The organism is Variovorax sp. BGA-UO-ETr-C22 (assembly GCF_059567965.1).
In genome coordinates this window covers 3,066,644-3,084,270 of sequence record NZ_JCAQPA010000011.1, presented here as the reverse complement: position 1 = coordinate 3,084,270, position 17,627 = coordinate 3,066,644, and the positions used below count along the sequence as shown (strand labels likewise).

General features: G+C 68.7%; 18 protein-coding genes. 8 read left to right on the top strand and 10 right to left on the bottom strand.

Features of this window, described 5'->3' with window-relative positions; genetic code table 11:
* Window positions 1-67: 67 nt before the first annotated feature.
* Window positions 68-1,552, top strand: coding sequence for an AAA family ATPase (locus AC57B8_RS34685; RefSeq protein ID WP_496482133.1), 1,485 nt, complete (start codon window positions 68-70; stop codon window positions 1,550-1,552).
* A gap of 21 nt (window positions 1,553-1,573) precedes the next feature.
* Here the strand turns inward: AC57B8_RS34685 and AC57B8_RS34680 are convergent, their stop codons facing one another.
* Window positions 1,574-2,494, bottom strand: coding sequence for a LysR family transcriptional regulator (locus AC57B8_RS34680; RefSeq protein WP_496482265.1), 921 nt, complete (start codon window positions 2,492-2,494; stop codon window positions 1,574-1,576).
* A gap of 128 nt (window positions 2,495-2,622) precedes the next feature.
* Between AC57B8_RS34680 and AC57B8_RS34675 the strand changes: the two genes are divergently transcribed.
* A complete protein-coding gene (locus AC57B8_RS34675) occupies window positions 2,623-4,149 on the top strand; it encodes an MFS transporter (protein WP_496482132.1) in 1,527 nt (508 codons plus the stop codon).
* Between the two features lie 19 nt (window positions 4,150-4,168).
* Here AC57B8_RS34675 and AC57B8_RS34670 read toward each other — a convergent pair whose 3' ends face one another.
* Window positions 4,169-5,068, bottom strand: coding sequence for a LysR family transcriptional regulator (locus AC57B8_RS34670; RefSeq protein WP_496482131.1), 900 nt, complete (start codon window positions 5,066-5,068; stop codon window positions 4,169-4,171).
* A 125-nt stretch (window positions 5,069-5,193) separates the two neighbouring features.
* Between AC57B8_RS34670 and AC57B8_RS34665 the strand changes: the two genes are divergently transcribed.
* Genes AC57B8_RS34665 through AC57B8_RS34650 form a run of 4 tightly spaced genes read left to right on the top strand, consistent with a single transcriptional unit; the run spans window position 5,194 to window position 7,706 of the window.
* Window positions 5,194-5,952, top strand: coding sequence for an SDR family oxidoreductase (locus AC57B8_RS34665; RefSeq protein ID WP_496482130.1), 759 nt, complete (start codon window positions 5,194-5,196; stop codon window positions 5,950-5,952).
* A 36-nt stretch (window positions 5,953-5,988) separates the two neighbouring features.
* The gene (locus AC57B8_RS34660; protein ID WP_492734210.1) at window positions 5,989-6,489 is read left to right on the top strand and encodes a DUF1097 family protein; all 501 of its coding nucleotides are present in this window, start codon (window positions 5,989-5,991) and stop codon (window positions 6,487-6,489) included.
* Between the two features lie 50 nt (window positions 6,490-6,539).
* Entirely contained in the window at window positions 6,540-7,433 is an 894-nt protein-coding gene (locus AC57B8_RS34655) for an SDR family NAD(P)-dependent oxidoreductase (RefSeq protein ID WP_496482129.1), read from the top strand.
* Window positions 7,434-7,481: 48 nt separating this feature from the next.
* The gene (locus AC57B8_RS34650) at window positions 7,482-7,706 is read left to right on the top strand and encodes a SlyX family protein (protein ID WP_062469081.1); all 225 of its coding nucleotides are present in this window, start codon (window positions 7,482-7,484) and stop codon (window positions 7,704-7,706) included.
* Between the two features lie 10 nt (window positions 7,707-7,716).
* Here the strand turns inward: AC57B8_RS34650 and trhA are convergent, their stop codons facing one another.
* The 8 genes from trhA to cyoA all read right to left on the bottom strand — a co-directional run bounded on the left by trhA (window position 7,717) and on the right by cyoA (window position 15,338).
* Window positions 7,717-8,424 (bottom strand): PAQR family membrane homeostasis protein TrhA, encoded by a 708-nt coding sequence (gene trhA / locus AC57B8_RS34645; protein ID WP_370870083.1) that lies wholly within the window; start codon window positions 8,422-8,424, stop codon window positions 7,717-7,719.
* 62 nt (window positions 8,425-8,486) lie between these two features.
* Window positions 8,487-9,050, bottom strand: a complete 564-nt coding sequence (locus AC57B8_RS34640; RefSeq protein ID WP_354343088.1) for a response regulator transcription factor — start codon at window positions 9,048-9,050, stop codon at window positions 8,487-8,489.
* Complete coding sequence (locus tag AC57B8_RS34635) at window positions 9,047-10,444, bottom strand: ATP-binding protein (protein ID WP_496482128.1); 1,398 nt, start codon at window positions 10,442-10,444, stop codon at window positions 9,047-9,049. Before AC57B8_RS34635 ends, AC57B8_RS34640 begins: the two co-directional genes overlap by 4 nt.
* Window positions 10,428-11,252, bottom strand: coding sequence for an SURF1 family protein (locus tag AC57B8_RS34630; RefSeq protein WP_496482127.1), 825 nt, complete (start codon window positions 11,250-11,252; stop codon window positions 10,428-10,430). The genes AC57B8_RS34635 and AC57B8_RS34630 overlap by 17 nt, the downstream gene beginning before the upstream one ends.
* Window positions 11,252-11,674 (bottom strand): cytochrome o ubiquinol oxidase subunit IV, encoded by a 423-nt coding sequence (cyoD, locus tag AC57B8_RS34625; protein WP_062469089.1) that lies wholly within the window; start codon window positions 11,672-11,674, stop codon window positions 11,252-11,254. Before cyoD ends, AC57B8_RS34630 begins: the two co-directional genes overlap by 1 nt.
* The gene (gene cyoC / locus AC57B8_RS34620) at window positions 11,671-12,312 is read right to left on the bottom strand and encodes a cytochrome o ubiquinol oxidase subunit III (RefSeq protein ID WP_369644430.1); all 642 of its coding nucleotides are present in this window, start codon (window positions 12,310-12,312) and stop codon (window positions 11,671-11,673) included. The genes cyoD and cyoC overlap by 4 nt, the downstream gene beginning before the upstream one ends.
* A complete protein-coding gene (gene cyoB, locus AC57B8_RS34615; RefSeq protein ID WP_496482126.1) occupies window positions 12,305-14,311 on the bottom strand; it encodes a cytochrome o ubiquinol oxidase subunit I in 2,007 nt (668 codons plus the stop codon). The genes cyoC and cyoB overlap by 8 nt, the downstream gene beginning before the upstream one ends.
* 1 nt (window position 14,312) lies before the next feature.
* Window positions 14,313-15,338: a ubiquinol oxidase subunit II gene (gene cyoA / locus AC57B8_RS34610; protein ID WP_062469097.1), complete on the bottom strand. Its 1,026-nt coding sequence runs from the start codon at window positions 15,336-15,338 to the stop codon at window positions 14,313-14,315.
* 190 nt (window positions 15,339-15,528) lie between these two features.
* On the opposite strand from cyoA, the gene AC57B8_RS34605 reads away from it, so the two are divergent.
* Window positions 15,529-16,869, top strand: a complete 1,341-nt coding sequence (locus AC57B8_RS34605) for an MFS transporter (protein ID WP_095743978.1) — start codon at window positions 15,529-15,531, stop codon at window positions 16,867-16,869.
* An 85-nt stretch (window positions 16,870-16,954) separates the two neighbouring features.
* Complete coding sequence (locus AC57B8_RS34600) at window positions 16,955-17,623, top strand: HAD family hydrolase (RefSeq protein ID WP_307637151.1); 669 nt, start codon at window positions 16,955-16,957, stop codon at window positions 17,621-17,623.
* Window positions 17,624-17,627 lie beyond the last annotated feature (4 nt).

The following is a 17,627-nucleotide window of genomic DNA, read 5'->3' as shown; positions in this document are numbered from 1 at the left end:
GCAGGACGGGGCCGGGGATGCAATACATTCCCCGGCCCCGTATTCAATTCAGAAGAGAAATTCCTGCATGCGCTTGGCGTCATTCCAGATCACCAACTATCGCTCGATCCACGACAGCGGCTCCATCGATTCCTCCCAGATCACAGCGATCCTCGGCCGAAATGACAGCGGCAAGTCGAACCTGCTGCGCGCGTTGCACAGCCTGAACCCGACCGACGGGCTCACGGCACTCAGCCCCATCAAGGACTTTCCCCGGCACCGCCGCCTGGACGAGTGCACCGACGACACCCCGGTGGTCCACACGCGCTGGGACCTCGATGCCTCCGAACAGCTGGCGCTCGCAGCCATCCTGCCGCGCGCGGCCGGCGTGCGCCAGGTCACGGCCGGCCGCGGCTACGGCGCCACGCGCACGACCGGCTTCGAGGGCCTGGGCCCGCTGTCGATCGACGTGAGCGACATCAAGGCCAAGGTGCGCAAGATCGTGCCCGCCGTGAAGGCCGCGGCCGAGAAGGTCGCCGACGAGTTGAAGGCGCCGCTCGAACAGGAAGCCGACGCCTTCGACGCCGCCATGATCCCGAGCCCCGACTTCGTCAAGTGGTCGGCCGGCGCGCTGCTGGCGCTGCAGGCGCTGCGCCAGGCGCTGGCCACGGCCGGCGCCGAGATCGCCGACAAGCAGGCGCAGATGCTGACCGAGATCGAGGAGCTCGCACGCACGATCGACAACGACCAGCCCGCACTGGCCCGCGCCCGCGCCTGGGTGCTGGAGAAACTGCCGCGCTTCATCTACGTCGAGGACTACGCCTCGCTGCCCGGCCGCCAGAACATCGCCGAATACCTCACGCGCAAGGGCTGGGGCGAGCGCACGGCGGGCGAGCGCAATTTCGAGAAGCTGTGCCAGGTGGCGGGGCTCGATCCGCAGCAGCTGCAGGACCTGCTGGCGAAGAACGACCTGGCGACGCGCAATCAGTTGGTGAACCGGGCCGGTGCCGTCGTGACCGCCGAGATCCGCCGGCTGTGGAAGGACCGCCCGCTCAAGATCCGCTTCAACCTCGACGGGCAGCATCTGGAGACGCTGGTGTCGGACCCGAACGGCGCGTATGAAGTCGAGGTGAACCTGGACGAGCGCAGCCGCGGCTTCCAATGGTTCTTCTCGTTCTACATCGCGTTCTTCGCCGGCACCCGGGGCGTTGCATCCGGTGAGGTCGTGCTGCTGCTCGACGAGCCCGGGCTGCACCTGCATGCGCGCTCGCAGGCCGACCTGCTCGCGCACCTGGAGAACGACTTCGGCCACCAGATCCTCTACACCACGCACTCGCCGTTCATGGTGCCGGCGCACCGGCCCGATGCCGTGCGCGCGGCCCACATCGACGACGTGGCGGGCACCACGGTGCGCGCGGCGACGCCGGAAGATGCACGCACGCTGTTCCCGCTGGACGCGCTGGCGGCGCTGTGGGGCCGCACGGCCACGCCGGTGCAATCGCAGCCGGCCCCCGTGGTGGCTGCGCCAGCCCCGCAACCGGTCGAAGCGCCCGCCCTCGCGGTCACGGCCTGACGCACCCGCCCCGCCCGCCGTTCAGCGGCGCGGCGGGCGGTTGTCTTTCTCTTCTTCGTCGGCGGTCGCAGTGAACATGTGTTCACTCGCGAAGTCGACGAACGCCCGCACCTTCGGCGACAGCTGCCGACTCGAAGGCCACAGCGCCGAGAACTGTCCCTGCCGCACGAGGTGCGGGGCCAACACGCGCTGCAACTCGCCGCGGCGCAGTGCGTCGCGCGCCAGGAAGTCGGGCATGTACGCAATGCCCAGGCCCGCGACGGCGGCGCCCAGCATGGCTTCCATGTTGTTGCAGACCAGGCCCGGCGGCAGCTGGGGCGGCAGGCCGGGCAGGTCCCAGTCCTCGATCTTTCCGCCGGTCACGAACTTGTAGCGCAGGCAGCTGTGTCGGGCGAGGTCGGCCGGCACCTGCGGCACGCCGTGTTGTGCCAGGTAGGCCGGAGAGGCCGCGAGCACGAAGCTGAACGGGCCGAGGCGGCGCGCCACGAGCTGCGAATCGACCAGCTCGCCGCTGCGGATGGCCACGTCGACGCCCTCGGCCACCACGTCGACCAGCCGGTCGTTGAAGTCGAGGTCGAGTTCGATCTCGGGAAAGCGTGCCTTGAACGCCGGCAGGATCGGCAGCAGAAAGCGGTAGCCGATGGTCGGCAGGCTCACGCGCAGGCGGCCGCGCGGCGTGGCGACGGCGTCCTGCAGCATGGCGCGCGCATCGCCGAGCTCGTCGAGGATGCGGCGGCAGCGCTCGTGGAACATCGCGCCCTCGGCCGTGAGCCGCACCTGCCGCGTGGTGCGGTGGAACAGGCGCACGCCCATCTGCGCCTCGAGCCGCGCGACGTTCTTGCCCACGGCCGAGGCCGAGATGCCCAGGTCGCGGCCCGCCCGCGCAAAGCTCAGCAGGTCGGCCGCCCGCACGAAGGATTCGAGTCCGCTGAAGCTGTCCATGGGCTTGATTGGCAACCTGGGGTTGGCAGTGTGAGGAGCTGAGGGCCAATTTTCGTTTCATTGAATCCTTTTTATCTTCGCTTCACGCATTTCCTTCCTTTTCCTTCTCCCGCGTGAAAGCCCTCCCGATGTCTTCTCCCGATTCCAACAAGGCCTGGCTGCTCGCCGCCGTCTGCCTGGCCGCGCTCGGCATGCCGCTGAGCTTCACCGGCCCGGCCGTGGTGCTGCCCGCGATCCGCGACGCGCTGGGCGGCACGCCGGTGCAGCTCAACTGGGTCACCAACGCCTTCATGCTGAGCTTCGGCGCCACGCTGATGGCGGCCGGCGCGCTGGCCGATGCGTACGGGCGCAAGCGCGTCTTTTTGCTGGGCCTGGCGGTGGTGGCGCTGAGCAGCGCGCTGCTGACGCTGGCGCCGGGCATCGTCGCCTTCGACCTCGCGCGTGCCGTGCAGGGGCTGGGTTCGGCGGCGGCCTTCGCGGCGGGCACGGCCGCGCTGGCGCAGCTGTTCGACGGGCCGGCGCGGCTGCGGGCGTTCAGCCTCATCGGCACCTCGTTCGGCGTGGGGCTGTCGTGCGGGTCGATCCTCTCGGGCTGGCTGGCCGACACCATCGGCTGGCACGCCGTGATGCTGAGCCCCGGCGCCGTGAGCCTCGTCGCGCTGTGCCTGGCCGCGCCGCGTATGCGTGAGTCGCGCAACCCGCAGGCGATGGGGCTGGACGTGCCGGGCACGCTCAGCTTCACGGCCGCGCTGAGCCTGCTCACGCTGGGCGTGCTGCAGGCGCCCGACAGCGGCTGGGCCAGCCCGTGGGTGCTCGCGGCGCTGGCCGGCGCGCTGGCCATGGGCGCGGCCTTCATCGCCATCGAACGGCGCGTCGCGCATCCGATGCTCGACCTGTCGCTGTTCCGCTTTCCGCGCTTCGTCGGCGTGCAACTGCTGGCCGCGGCGCCGGCCTACGGCTTTGTCGTGCTGCTGGTGCTGCTGCCGATCCGCTTCATCGGGCTCGAAGGGCGCAGCGCGCTGGAGGCGGGCGGCTTCATGTTCGCGCTGTCAGGGCCGATCCTCATCGTGCCGACGCTGGCGGCGTGGCTCGCGCACCGGTTCTCTGCGGGCGTGATTTCAGCTGTGGGGCTGCTGGTGTGCGCAGCGGGGCTCGTGTGGCTCGCCCGCTGCGCGCCGGGCACGTCGCTGCACGGCCTCGTGGGCCCGCTGCTGCTGATCGGCGCGGGCATCGGCCTGCCCTGGGGGCTGATGGACGGCCTGGCCGTGAGCGTGGTGCCGCGCGAGCGGGCGGGCATGGCGTCGGGCATCTTCAACACCGTGCGGGTCGCGGGGGAGGGCATCGCGTTGGCGCTGGTGGGGGCGGGGCTCGCGGCCCTCGTGGCGCTGCAGCTGAAGGCGTCATCGTCGCCTTCGTCCGTGGCGGTGTCGCAGGCGGCGCAGCGCGTGGCGACGGGCGACCTGGCGCAGGCGCTGGCCTTGTTGCCGGGCATGGATCGCGCGGGGCTGCTGCACGCGTATGGCGTGGCGTTCGGGACGCTGTTGTGCGTGCTGGCCGGGGTGACGGTGCTGACGGCGGTGGTGGTGTTCGTCTTCCTGCGCGGGGAGGCGCCGTCGCATCACCCGGAGGCGACGTTGGAGTGCCCGGTTTCCTGAAGCATGTCGGGCGCGGTGCTCAGCCCTGCGCGGTGTCCTGCTCGAAGAGACCGCGCAACCACTGCGTGAACACCCGCACCCGCGACGACAGCTGCCGGTTCTGCGGATACAGCACCGAGACCGGCATCGGCGGCGGCGCGAAGCCCGGCAGCACCGCCTGCAGACGGCCGTCCGCCAGCTCGGCCGCCACGCGGTAGCGCGGCACCTGCACCAGCCCGAGGCCCACGACGGCGGCGCCCGTGTACAGGTCGGCGCCTGTGACTGACACGGTGGCGGCCAGCTGCAGGGGGCGCACCTGGCCGTCGACCGTGAATTCGAGCGGCAGCGGCTTGCCCGTGCTGCTCGACACGTAGTGCACCGCGCGGTGCGAGGCCAGTGCCGCGAGGTCGACGGGCTCGCCGTGCGCCGCGAGGTAGCCGGGGCTCGCCACCGTCACCTGCGGCAGCAGCGCCACGCGCTGCGCGACCAGCGACGAGTCCTGAAGCGGGCCGGCGCGCAGCACGCAGTCGACGCCTTCGCGCACCAGGTCGACCAGCCGGTCGTCCTCGCCGATGTGCAGCTGCAGGCCCGGATGGCGGGCGAGGAAGGCGGGCAGCGCCGGCACCACGAAGTGCCGCGCCAGCGTGCCCTGCAGGTTCACGCGCAGCAGGCCCTGGGGCGCGGCGTGGGTGAAGGCGCCCTCGGCTTCCTCAACGTCGGCCAGCAGCCGCACGCAGCGCTGGTAGTGGGCCTCGCCGTCCTGCGTGAGGCGCACCGTGCGCGTGGTGCGCTCGAGCAGCCGGGCGCGCAGGCGCGATTCGAGCCGCTGGATCAGCGTGGTGAGGGTGGCGCGCGGAATCTGCAGGTCGTCCGAGGCCTGCGTGAAGCTCTGGCGCTCGGCGATCCGCACGAAGGCCTGCATTTCCTGGAAGCGGTCCATGGGGTCGCCTTTCGCGCCTATTGTTTAAGTAAATGGAATTTTATTGACGAATTGGCGCTGATTATCTTTTGGTTGGAATGGCCGACCATTCGCTTCATCCACTCACCACCCCTAGGAATCGCGCCATGAACACCATCGCCACTTCTGCTTCGCTGCCCACCCGCGTTGCCCTCGTCACCGGCGCCTCGCGCGGCATCGGCGCCGCCATCGCCCGCCGGCTCGCCGCCGACGGTTTCGCCATTGCCGTCAACTACGCCGCGGGCGCCGCGCCGGCCGAAGCGCTGGTCGCTGAACTGAAGGCCACCGGCGCCCGTGCCCTCGCGGTGCAGGCCGACGTGGCGAACGCTGAAGCGGTGCGCGCGATGTTCGACACCGTCGAAGCGCAGCTCGGCCCGGTCGACGTGCTGGTCAACAACGCCGGCGTGCTCCAGACCGCGCCGCTGGCCGCGCACAGCGACGCGCTCTACGACCAGACCTTCGACATCAACGTGCGCGGCACCTTCAACACCTTGCGCGAGGCCGCGACCCGCCTCGCCGAGGGCGGGCGCATCGTCAACTTCTCGAGCACCACGCTCGCGCTGCACATGCCCGGCTACGCGATCTACAACGCTACCAAGGCGGCGGTCGAGGCCTTCACGCACGTCTTCGCCAAGGAGCTGCGCGGCCGACGCATCACGGTGAACGCCGTGGCGCCGGGGCCGGTCGCGACCTCGCTGTTCCTGGACGGCAAGACCGACGAACAGATCCAGGCCTTCGCCCAGATGCCGCCGCTGCAGCGCCTGGGCCAGCCGGAAGACATCGCCTCGGTGGTGTCGTTCCTGGCGGGGCCGGATGCGGGATGGGTCAACGGGCAGGTGCTGCGGGCCAACGGCGGCGTGGCCTGAATGGCCGCCTCCCACGACATCCACGGAGCACGCACCATGCATCCGCCTTCACCCCACGCGGCCACCCCGCGCTTCTTCAGCCTCGCCTACGCGGCGTTCACGGCCGCCGCGGCCGTGGTGGCCGCTGTCGCCTCGGCGATGGCGCTCGTGCTCGAACTGCCCGTGTGGGCGATGTTCGTCGGCTGGGTGGCGTTCTACACCCGCGGCGCCACCGCACGTGACGGCGTGTTCAACCTCGTCTGCGTGAGCCTGGGCCTGTTGATCGGCAAGGGCGCGGCGCTCGCCATCGCCGCGCTGGCCCCGATCGCGGGCGCCGCGGCGCTGCCGGTGGTGGTGCTGTTCGTGGCGCTCCTCGTGGTGTCGATGCGCAGCGTGCCGCGACTGAACAACCTGCTGTGCTACTTCCTCGGGCTGATCGCGTTCTTCGCGGTCCACCAGCCCCCTTCGTTGTCGCTGTTCGCCACGCTGGCCGGCGCGGCGGCACTCGGATCGATGGCGGCGTGGGTGGCCCACCTGCTGCAGCGCCGCGTGCACTGACCACCGGACTTTCCTTTCTTCCCTCTCACCTTCGTTCAAGGGGTTCCCTCATGCAATCCGTCATCCTCGTCACTGGCGCCGGCTCCGGCATCGGCAAGCTCAGCGCGCAGGCGCTCGCCGAAGCGGGCCACATCGTCTATGCCTCCATGCGCGACATCGCAGGCCGCAACGAGGCGCGTGCGGCCGAACTGCGCGCGCTGGCCGCGGCCCAGGGGCTTCGGCTGCATCCGCTCGAACTCGATGTGCTGTCGCAGGCCTCCGCCGACGCCGCCGCGGCGACCATCGTCCAGGCGCAGGGTCGCCTCGATGTGGTGATGCAGAACGCGGGCCATCTCGTGGTCGGGCCGACCGAGGCCTTCACGCCGGAAGACATCGCCCGGGTGTTCGACACCAACGTGCTCGGCGCCCAGCGCGTGAACCGCGCGGTGCTGCCGTACCTGCGCCAGCAGGAGGCGGGGCTGATGCTGTGGATCAGCAGCACGACCACCAAGGGCGGCTTTCCGCCGTTCATGGGCCCGTACGGCGCGGCCAAGGCGGCCATGGATTCGCTGGCGGTGACGCTGGCCTACGAGATCGCGCGCTTCGGCATCGAGACTTCGATCGTCGTGCCGGGTGCGTTCACCCGGGGCACCGATCACTTCCCGAGCGCGGGCAAGCCCTCCGATGCGGCCATTGCCGCCGCCTACGGCCGTTATGACGGCGTGATGGACCGCATCGGCGAGCGCCTGTCCGCCCTCACGCCCGAGCATGCCGATCCGCAGGCCGTGGCCGACGACATCGTGCGCATCGTGGGCCTGCCGGCCGGCACGCGGCCGATGCGTTCGCTGATCGACTTCGTGGGCGACGGTGCGGCCGAGGTCTTCGAGGTGTCGGAGCGCGTGCGCATCGACTTCGCCCGGCGCATCGGCATGGGCGACCTGCTCGAGGCGAAGGTCCGGCGCTGAGCGGCGCGCTGTCAAGAAAGGCGGTGGATCTTCCTGTCCAATAGCGGCATGGAACATTCACCGAACGACGTGACAGAGCGCCTGAACGACCTCGAGATCAAGTCGAGCTATGCCGAAGACCTGCTCGAGCAGCTGAACATGACGATCTACCGGCAACAGCAGCAGATCGACAGCCTGATCCTGCAGGTTGCGCAGCTGCGGCTGCAAAGCCAGAACGCAGGGCAGGACGGGGGCGCGCGCAATCTGCGCGACGAACTCCCTCCCCACTATTGAGGAAGAGCGATCAGCCGTGCGCGTGCCAGAGCACGGCGAAGAAGTGGCAGGTGCTGCCCGCGAGCACGAACAGGTGCCACACCGAATGCGCGTAGCGCACCTTGTTGTCGAACAGGAACACCACGGCCCCGGCCGTGTAGAACAGCCCGCCGGCCACGAGCCAGGCCAGCCCTGCCGATGACATGCGCTCGTACAGCGGCACCGCCGCCATCAGTGCCATCCAGCCCATCGCCACGTACAGGCCGGTGGACCACAGCGGGTGCTGCAGGCGGTTGAACAGCTTGGCGCTCACGCCCAGCACGGCGGCGGCGGTGATGGCGCCGAACAGCGTCCAGCCCCAGGGTCCGCGCAGCACACCGAACAGGAAGGGCATGTAGCTGCCCGCAATGAACAGGTAGATGGCCGCGTGGTCGAGCCGGTTGAACCAGGCCTTGGCGCGGCCGATGGGCAGCGCGTGGTACAGCGTGGAGATCAGGTACAGCACGATGGCCGTGCCCGCGAAGAGCGAGGCGCCCACCACGGCCGCGGCCTGGCCCTTCTGGGCGGCGCTGTAGACCAGGATCGGCAGCGAGGCGATCGCCAGCAACAGCCCCAGGCCGTGGCTCAGGGCGTTGAAGAGCTCTTCCATCGCGGTCTGGTCGCGCGCGGCGGACGCCTGCTTTTTCTGCAGATCGGTGGAACGGGCGGGCTGCAGCTGCAGCGGCGGGCTATTCGTCATCAGGAACAGAGCCTCCGGGATCGGTGTTGGTTCCGCAAAAATCGCGAAACCGGCAGATCATGTTACTTGACCTGCTGTTTGCCGAGTTTGCGTGCCAATGTGCGCCGATGCATGCCGAGCCGGCGTGCGGTTTCCGAGATGTTGAAGCCGGTCTCGGCCAGCATTTCGTGGATGCGCTCCCACTCCAGCGTCTTGATGGAGGTGGAGCGGTTGGTCAGTTCGACCTCGGTGGTGCCGGCGGCGCGGCCGAAGGCGGCCTCGATGTCGTCGGTGTTCGAGGGCTTGGCCAGGTAGTGGCAGGCGCCGAGCTTGATGGCCTCGACGGCGGTGGCGATGCTCGCGAAGCCGGTGAGCACCACGATCAGCATCTCGGCGTCGTGCCGGTGCAGCATCTGCACGCAGGCCAGGCCCGAGGCCTCGCCGTTGAGCTTCAGGTCGACCACGGCGTAGCCGGGCGAGGGGCCGTCGCCTTCTTCAAGCAGCGCTTCCACTTCCTCGAGGTTGCGCGCATGCAGCACCACGTAGCCGCGCCGCTCGAACGAGCGGGCGAGCGTGCGCGCGAAGGCCTCGTCGTCCTCGACGATGAGCAGCTGGCGGACTTCGGCGGTGTCGGGGGTGGGCGTCATGGGCTGGTGGGGGCCTTGGGGGCGGCGGTGTCCGCGAGGGCGGTGGCGGTGTCGTCCTCGTCCTCTTCGAGCACGATGGCCGCCAGCGGCAGCGTGATGGTCACGATGGCGCCGCCCTCGGGGCGGTTGCGCACGGCGACGCGCCCGCCCAGCGTGCGCGCCACGTTCACGACCAGGAACAGGCCCAGTCCGCCGCCGGGCCGGCCCTTGCTCGACTGGTAGGGCTTGCCGAACTCCGCGAGGATGGCCGGCATGAAGCCGGGGCCCGCGTCGGTGACGGTGATGGTGAGCGCGTCGGCGTCGTGCGTGGCTTCCAGGCGCAGCCAGTGCGGCGAGGCCTCGAGCGCGTTGTCGAGCACGTTGCACACCATCTGCTTGATGGCCGAGTCGGACACCATGGGCAGGTCCTGGCCGAACAGGTTCTCGTAGTCGAACTCCTCGACCGGGCGCGTGGTGCGCCATTCTTCGACGAGGTCGTCCAGGAAGGTGCGCACGGTGGTCTCTTCGGACGACTCGCCGCGCGTCTCGCCGGCCGACAGCAGGATGCCGCTCACGATGCTCTTGCAGCGTTGGATCTGCACTTCCATCTCGGCCACTTCCTGCAGCAGTTCTGGGTCGGAGCTGAAGTGCGGCAGCCGGCGCCAGTCGCCCAGGATCACGGCCAGCGTGGCCAGCGGCGTGCCCAGCTCGTGCGCCGCACCCGAGGCCAGCAGGCCCATGCGCACGATGTGTTCTTCTTCGGAGGCGCGCTGGCGCAGGTCCGCCAGCCGCGCGTCGCGCACGCGCAGGTTGCGGCTGATGCGGGTGATGAAGACCACCAGCAGCGCCGCGTTGAGCGCGAAGCACACCAGCATGCCCTGCACGTAGGGGCTCCACAGGCCGCGGTCGTGGTCCAGCGGCAAGGGCAGCGGGCGCGAGAACAGCGCCAGGCCGGCGAAGCACAGGCCGGTGATGACCACGATGGTCCAGGTCGACCAGGCCTTGAGCAGCACCGCGCCCAGGATCACCTGCAGCAGGTACAAGAAGACGAAGGGGTTGGTGGCGCCGCCGCTGAGGTACAGCTGGGCCGTGAGCGTGGCCACGTCGACCAGCAGCGCCACGAACAGCTCTTCGTTGGTCACGCGGCCATGGATGCGCAGGCGCAGCAGGCTCACCATGTTGAACAGCGCGAGGCAGGTGAGCACCTGCAGCATGTGGTTCAGCGGCAGGCGGATGCCGAAACCGTAGTGCACGACGAGGATGGTGGCCACCTGCCCGACCACGGCGAACCAGCGCAGCTGGATCAGCTGCTGCATGTTCTGGTGGCCGATGGCGTTGTCCAGGCTCGCGACGCCCGCGCGCGGGGCGTGCAGCTCGCCGGCCACCGCGGCGAGCTTGTCAGTCGCGGCGGGCATCGGCGGGGTCGGGGCGTGCGGCGTCGGCATGCGGTGCATTTTCGCCGCTACCGTCTTGCGATGCCCGTCGGCGCCGGTCGTCGCGCCACACGAACCCATAGGCGCCGAGCACCATCAGCGCCAGCCCGTACCAGGTGAGGGCATAGACGAGGTGGCTGTTGGGAAAGGCGATGACCGTCAGGCCGCCTGCCGGCCACGTGGGCGCGGCCTGTGCGGGCGCTGGCCCGGCCTCGGCATCGACGAAGTACGGCGCCACGTCGGCCAGGCCGCGCGCGGCGGCAATCGCCTGCACGTCGCGCGAGAACCAGCGGTCGGCCGCGGGGTCGTTCGTGCGCAGGAAGCCGCCCTTGGGTTCGGTCAGGCGCAGCAGGCCGGCCACGGTGGTGTCGCCCTGGGGCTCGGGGGCAGTGCGCGCCGCGCGTTCACGCGCTTCAGGCGGCACGAAGCCGCGGTTGACGAGCACGACGCTGCCGTCGGCGCTGCGCAGCGGGGTCAGCACCCAGAAGCCGGCGCCGAGCCGGGTGCTGGCCTGCACCAGCGCTTCCTTGTCATGGAGGAACGTGCCGCGAAGGCGCACGTGCCGGTATTCGTCATTGGCCGCGTTGACCGTGGGCCATTCGGATCGCGCCGGCGCGTCGGCGGCCGGGGCGTGCACGCGCTGGTCGACGCGGGCGATGAGATCGAGCTTCCAGGCCCTGCGTTCGACCTGCCAGGTGCCGAGCGCAAGAAAGCCGGCAAAGGCGAGGACGGCGCAGACCGCCAGCGCCGCACGCGTGACAACGGAGCGCGGGCGGGCGGCCGGGGCCATCAGGGCATGTTCTTCATGTCGTGGACCATGGCCGGCATCATGTTGGTGTTCATGTGATACATGACCCACAGCGAGCCGGCCAGCGTGATGACCACGAGCACCAGCGTGAAGATCAGCGCCAGCATGTTCCAGCCGCCTTCGGACTTGGCGTCCATGTGCAGGAAGTACACCATGTGGACCACGATCTGCACCACGGCGAAGCCGAGGATGACGAGCGCGGTGGTGCTCGGGTTGGCGATCACCTTGCCCATCACGAGCCAGAACGGGATCGCGGTCAGGATCACGGCCAGCACGAAGCCGGTCATGTAGCCCTTGAAGGTGCTGTGGCTGACGGGGCCGTCGTCGTGGTGGTCGCCGTGACCGTGGCTGTCGTGTGCGCCGTGGCCGTGCGCGGCGGTGGCGGTGTGTGCGGGGGCGCTCATGCCATCGATCCCATGAGGTAGACAAAGGTGAAGACGCCGATCCACACGACGTCCAGGAAGTGCCAGAACATCGACAGGCACATCAGGCGGCGGCGGTTGGCGGCGGTGAAGCCGTGCTTGGGCAGCTGGACCATCAGCACGACCAGCCAGATGATGCCGAAGCTCACGTGCAGGCCGTGCGTGCCCACCAGTGCGAAGAACGACGACAGGAAGGCGCTGCGCTGCGGGCCGGCGCCTTCGTGCAGCAGGTGCGCGAACTCGTACAGCTCCAGGCCGATGAAGCCCAGGCCCAGGAGGCCCGTGATGCCCAGCCACAGCAGCACGCCGCCCATGCGCTTGCGCTGCATCTCGAGCATGGCGAAGCCGTAGGTGATCGACGACAGCAGCAGCAGCGAGGTGTTCATCGCCACCAGCGGCAGGTCGAACAGGTCGGCGCCCGAGGGGCCGGCCGCGTAGTTGCGGCCCAGCACGCCGTACACCGCGAACAGGCAGGCGAAGATGAGGCAGTCGCTCATCAGGTAGAGCCAGAAGCCCAGCAGCGTGCCGTTCTCGGGGTGGTGGTCCTCGTTGCGGACGTGGAACAGGTCGAACGCCGGTGCGTTCGCGTTCCGGGAGGGGAGGGCGGTGGTATCAGACATGGGCGGTGGCCAAGAGGCGCGTGCGTGCTTCTTCGGTGCGAACGACTTCTTCCGCGGGGATGTAGTAGTCGCGCTTGTAGTTGAAGGTGTGGGCGATGATCGCGACCAGCATGGCCACGAAGCCGATGCCGGCCACGAGCCACATCTGCCAGATCAGCGCAAAGCCGCACACCGCGCTCAGCGCCGCGATGATGAAGCCGGCGGCCGTGTTCTTGGGCATGTGCACGGGGCTGAAGCCGTCCAGCGGACGCTGGTAGCCGCGGGCCTTCATGTCGGTCCAGGCGTCGTTGTCATGCACGCGCGGCGTGAACGCGAAGTTGTAGGCCGGCGGCGGCGACGAGGTCGACCACTCCAGCGTGCGGCCGTTCCACGGGTCGCCCGTGGTGTCGCGCAGCGACTCGCGGCGGATGAAGCTCACCACCAGCTGGATCAGGAACGAGGCGATGCCCAGGGCGATGAGCACGGCGCCGACGGCGGCGACCTGGAACCAGATCTGCAGCGACATGTCCTGGAAGTGGCTCATGCGGCGGGTGACGCCCATCAGGCCCAGGATGTACAGCGGCATGAAGGCCATCCAGAAGCCTACGATCCAGAACCAGAACGAGCACTTGCCCCAGAACGGGTCGAGCTTGTAGCCGAAGGCCTTCGGGAACCAGTAGGTGATGCCCGCCAGCATGCCGAACAGCACGCCGCCGATGATCACGTTGTGGAAGTGGGCAATGAGGAACAGGCTGTTGTGCAGCACGAAGTCGGCCGGGGGCACGGCCAGCAGCACGCCGGTCATGCCGCCGATCACGAAGGTGATCATGAAGCCGATGGTCCACATCATGGGCAGCTCGAAACGGATGCGGCCGCGGTACATGGTGAAGAGCCAGTTGAAGATCTTCGCGCCCGTGGGGATCGAGATGATCATCGTCGTGATGCCGAAGAACGAGTTCACGCTGGCGCCGGAGCCCATGGTGAAGAAGTGGTGCAGCCACACGAGGTAGGACAGGATCGTGATCACGACCGTGGCGTACACCATCGAGGCGTAGCCGAACAGGCGCTTGCCCGAGAAGGTGGAGACCACTTCCGAGAAGATGCCGAACGCCGGCAGGATCAGGATGTACACCTCGGGGTGGCCCCAGATCCAGATCAGGTTCACGTACATCATGGCGTTGCCGCCCATGTCGTTCGTGAAGAAGTTGGTGCCGACATAACGGTCCAGCGACAGCAGGGCCAGCACGGCCGTGAGCACCGGGAAGGCGGCCACGATCAGCACGTTGGTGCACAGCGCGGTCCAGGTGAAGACGGGCATCTTCATCATGGTCATGCCGGGCGCGCGCATCTTCACGATGGTGGCCAGCAGGTTCACGCCCGAGAGCAGCGTTCCGACCCCCGCGATCTGCAAGGACCAGATGTAGTAATCGACCCCCACGTCAGGGCTGAACAGGATGCCCGACAGCGGCGGGTACGCCAGCCAGCCGGTCTTGGCGAACTCGCCCACGAACAGCGACGCCATCACGAGGCCGGCGCCGAAGGTGGTCATCCAGAAGCTGAAGTTGTTCAGGAACGGGAAGGCCACGTCGCGCGCGCCGATCTGCAGCGGCACCACGAAGTTCATCAGGCCCGTGACCAGCGGCATCGCCACGAAGAAGATCATGATCACGCCGTGGGCGGTGAAGATCTGGTCGTAGTGGTGCGGCGGCAAAAAGCCCGCGTTGTCGCCGAAGGCGACGGCCTGCTGGGCCCGCATCATCAGTGCGTCGGCAAAGCCGCGCAGCAGCATCACCAGGCCCAGGATGATGTACATGATGCCGATCTTCTTGTGGTCGATGCTGGTGATCCAGTCATTCCACAAGGTGCCCCACAGCTTGAAGTAGGTCACGGCGCCCAGCAGCGCCAGGCCGCCCAGGATCACGGCCGCGAAGGTCACGAGCAGGATCGGCTCGTGAAGGGGAATCGCCTCCCAGGAGAGGCGGCCGAAGACGAGCTTCGTCAGGTCTAGGTTCTGCAACATCTTAGTCTTCGGTGGTGCACATCGCGGTGACGTACTTGCGCTTGGGCGTGTCGAGGGAGTCGGCCTGCCAGGCCTGCTTGGTGGCGACGTTGAAGGCGCCGGGCTTGCCCAGGCCGCCGTCGGCGTCGATGGCCATCATTTCCTTCATGCACATCTTGTTGCGGTCGACGCACAGGTTCAGGATGGCGTCGTACAGGGCGGGGTCGACCGCGGCGTAGTGGCGCACGGGCTCGCGCTCGCTCGGCACTTCGAGCTTCTTGTATTGCTCGCGGGTCAGCTCGCCCTCTTTGCCGGTCTTGACCTTGGCCACCCACTGGTCGAAGCCGTCATGGCTCAGGCCGTGGAACTTGAAGCGCATGCCCGAGAAGCCCGCGCCGCTGTAGTTGGCGGAGAAGCCGTCGAACTCGCCCGGCTTGTTGATCACCGCGTGCAGCTTGGTCTCCATGCCCGGCATGGCATAGATCTGGCCGGCCAGCGCGGGGATGAAGAAGGAGTTCATGACCGACGAGGCCGTGATCTTGAAGCTGATCGGGCGGTCCACCGGGGCGGCCAGCTCGTTCACCGTGGCGATGCCCTGCTCGGGGTAGATGAAGAGCCACTTCCAGTCCAGCGCCACCACCTCGACCACCAGCGGCTTGGTTTCGGCGGGAATGGGGCGCTGCGCGTCCAGGCGGCTCAGCGGGCGGTACGGGTCCAGCGTGTGGGTGCTGATCCAGGTGATCGCGCCCAGTGCAATGATGATCAGCAGCGGCGCGGCCCAGATCGCCAGCTCGAGCTGCGTGGAGTGGTCCCAGTCGGGGCTGTAGGTGGCCTCCTTGTTCGACTGGCGATAGCGCCAGGCAAAGAAGATGGTCAGGGCGATCACCGGGATGATGATGATCAGCATCAGCACCGTGGAGACGACGATCAGGCGTCCCTGCTGGTTGGCGATGTCGCCGGAGGGGTTCAACAGCACCGTGTTGCAGCCCGCCAGGAAAATGGCGGAGAGCAGCAGAAGCGCTCGGCGAAGGGTCTTGAGGATGTGCATGCCGGGAGAGGAAAGTGCGAAGGCCGCGCAAAAATGACCCTGCAATCTACGCCGCCCAAGGGATTCCGCCTATTGGACGTTTTGTCCTATGGCGGTAAACGCAATTCGGTGAGACGCTACAGGGTGTCCAGAATTTCCCCTGTGTCGTGCCCCGGCATGACACCCGAATTACAGCCAGCCAGCTAGCAAGATGACGACGTCCAGCATCAGTCCACCAGGCGCCCAGCCTGTGTCGCACCCGACCGAAGGCGGCGCTCGCGCCGCAGACGCCGACCATTCGCACATCGCCCCGGGCGAGATCGCGGTCGGCGTGGTCATCGGCCGCGCCTCCGAGTATTTCGACTTCTTCGTCTACGGCATCGCCTCGGTGCTGGTGTTCCCGGCGGTGTTCTTCCCGTTCGAGCAGCGCCTGGAAGGCGTGCTCTGGGCCTTCGTGATCTTCTCGTTCGCCTTCATCGCGCGCCCCTTTGGCACCGTGATCTCGATGGCGATCCAGCGCCGCTTCGGGCGCGAGACCAAGCTGACGATCGCGCTGTTCCTGCTGGGCACCTCCACCGCCGGCATCGCTTTCCTGCCGGGCTACGCGAGCATCGGCTTCACGGCCATCGTGCTGCTGTCGATCTTCCGCTTTGCCCAGGGCCTGGCACTGGGCGGCTCGTGGGATGGCCTGCCGTCGCTGCTGGCGCTGAACGCACCGCCCAACAAGCGCGGCTGGTACGCCATGCTGGGCCAGCTGGGCGCACCGCTGGGCTTCTTCCTGGCCAGCGCGCTGTTCGCGTACCTGTATTCCAGCCTGCCGCTGGCCGACTTCCTCGACTGGGGCTGGCGCTACACCTTCTACGTGGCCTTCGCCATCAACGTGGTGGCGCTGTTCGCGCGCCTGCGCCTGGTGGCCACCGACGAGTACGCGCGCCTGCTCGAAGAGCGCGAGCTGCAGCCCACCAGCGTGGTCGAGCTGACCCGCTCGCAGGGCGCCAACCTGCTGATCGGCGCGTTCGCCGCGCTGGCCAGCTACGCGCTGTTCCACCTGATCACGGTGTTCCCGCTGTCGTGGATCTCGCTGTATTCCGACCAGTCGATCACCGAATTCCTGATCGTGCAGATGGTCGGCGCGGTGTTCGGCGCCATCGGCATCGTGGCCTCGGGCCTGATCGCCGACCGCATCGGCCGTCGCTTCACGCTCGGCGGCCTGGCCGCCATGATCGCCGTGTTCAGCGGCTTCGCGCCCACGCTGCTCGACGGCGGACGCATCGGCCAGGACATCTTCATCGTGCTGGGCTTTGCGCTCCTGGGCCTGTCGTACGGCCAGGCGGCCGGCGCCGTGACCTCCAACTTCGCGCCCAAGTACCGCTACGTGGGCGCGGCCCTCACGGCCGACCTGGCCTGGCTCATCGGCGCGGCCTTTGCCCCGCTGGTCGCCCTGGGCCTGTCGGCGCACTTCGGCCTGGCCTTCGTGAGCATCTACCTGCTGTCGGGCGCGCTCGGCACGCTGGCGGCGCTGGGGCTGAACCGGGCGCTGGCGCGGGACTGACCGGCGTTGCCGCTGTGTCTTCAAAGAAGGGGCCGATGGCCCCTTTTTTCATGGCCGCCGCGTCGCTCGCTTAGGATTCGCCTCGATGTTCACCGCCGCCATTTTTGACATGGATGGGCTGCTGATCGATTCGGAGCGCCCCATCATGGCCGCCTGGATCGCCGCGGCCCGCACGCTCGATGTCGAGCTTTCGCACGCCCAGTACCTGCAATGCGTGGGGCTGGCCATGAGCGAGTCGAAGCAGATCCTCGCCGCGCTGCTCGGCGGCCCCGCCGCCTACCAGCACGCGGCGACGCAGGTGACCGCCGCGCTGCAGCTGGAGCGTGCCGACGGCGACGCCCGACCGCTCTTTCCCATCAAGCCCGGCGCGGCCGAGCTGCTCGCCGCCTTGCGCGGACGGGGCACGCGCTGCGCGGTCGCCTCGTCGTCCACGCGGGGCCAGATCGCGGCCTGCCTGGGCAGCCTCGACGTGCTCCATCACTTCGAGGCCTTCGCGGGCGGCGACGAAGTCGCGCGCGCCAAGCCCGACCCGGCGCTGTACCGCCTCGCGGCCGAGCGCCTGGGCGTGGACCCTGCGGCGTGCGTCGCCTTCGAGGACAGCGAGAACGGCGCCAAGGCCGCGCTGGCCGCCGGGATGCGCGTGGTGGTGGTGCCCGACCTCAAGCACCCGCCCGAGGCGATCGTCGCGCAGGCCTTCCAGGTGCTCGATTCGCTGCACGACGCGATGCCGCACGTGCCGCGCTGGTTTCCCTGACGAA

Excerpts from the sequence above, each read along its gene's own strand:
- AC57B8_RS34685 (WP_496482133.1), top strand. The coding sequence starts at position 68 with ATGCGCTTGGCGTCATTCCAGATCACCAACTATCGCTCGATCCACGAC.
- AC57B8_RS34680 (WP_496482265.1), bottom strand. The coding sequence starts at position 2,494 with ATGGACAGCTTCAGCGGACTCGAATCCTTCGTGCGGGCGGCCGACCTG.
- AC57B8_RS34675 (WP_496482132.1), top strand. The coding sequence starts at position 2,623 with ATGTCTTCTCCCGATTCCAACAAGGCCTGGCTGCTCGCCGCCGTCTGC.
- AC57B8_RS34670 (WP_496482131.1), bottom strand. The coding sequence starts at position 5,068 with ATGGACCGCTTCCAGGAAATGCAGGCCTTCGTGCGGATCGCCGAGCGC.
- AC57B8_RS34665 (WP_496482130.1), top strand. The coding sequence starts at position 5,194 with ATGAACACCATCGCCACTTCTGCTTCGCTGCCCACCCGCGTTGCCCTC.
- AC57B8_RS34660 (WP_492734210.1), top strand. The coding sequence starts at position 5,989 with ATGCATCCGCCTTCACCCCACGCGGCCACCCCGCGCTTCTTCAGCCTC.
- AC57B8_RS34655 (WP_496482129.1), top strand. The coding sequence starts at position 6,540 with ATGCAATCCGTCATCCTCGTCACTGGCGCCGGCTCCGGCATCGGCAAG.
- AC57B8_RS34650 (WP_062469081.1), top strand. The coding sequence starts at position 7,482 with ATGGAACATTCACCGAACGACGTGACAGAGCGCCTGAACGACCTCGAG.
- trhA (WP_370870083.1), bottom strand. The coding sequence starts at position 8,424 with ATGACGAATAGCCCGCCGCTGCAGCTGCAGCCCGCCCGTTCCACCGAT.
- AC57B8_RS34640 (WP_354343088.1), bottom strand. The coding sequence starts at position 9,050 with ATGACGCCCACCCCCGACACCGCCGAAGTCCGCCAGCTGCTCATCGTC.
- AC57B8_RS34635 (WP_496482128.1), bottom strand. The coding sequence starts at position 10,444 with ATGCCCGCCGCGACTGACAAGCTCGCCGCGGTGGCCGGCGAGCTGCAC.
- AC57B8_RS34630 (WP_496482127.1), bottom strand. The coding sequence starts at position 11,252 with ATGGCCCCGGCCGCCCGCCCGCGCTCCGTTGTCACGCGTGCGGCGCTG.
- cyoD (WP_062469089.1), bottom strand. The coding sequence starts at position 11,674 with ATGAGCGCCCCCGCACACACCGCCACCGCCGCGCACGGCCACGGCGCA.
- cyoC (WP_369644430.1), bottom strand. The coding sequence starts at position 12,312 with ATGTCTGATACCACCGCCCTCCCCTCCCGGAACGCGAACGCACCGGCG.
- cyoB (WP_496482126.1), bottom strand. The coding sequence starts at position 14,311 with ATGTTGCAGAACCTAGACCTGACGAAGCTCGTCTTCGGCCGCCTCTCC.
- cyoA (WP_062469097.1), bottom strand. The coding sequence starts at position 15,338 with ATGCACATCCTCAAGACCCTTCGCCGAGCGCTTCTGCTGCTCTCCGCC.
- AC57B8_RS34605 (WP_095743978.1), top strand. The coding sequence starts at position 15,529 with ATGACGACGTCCAGCATCAGTCCACCAGGCGCCCAGCCTGTGTCGCAC.
- AC57B8_RS34600 (WP_307637151.1), top strand. The coding sequence starts at position 16,955 with ATGTTCACCGCCGCCATTTTTGACATGGATGGGCTGCTGATCGATTCG.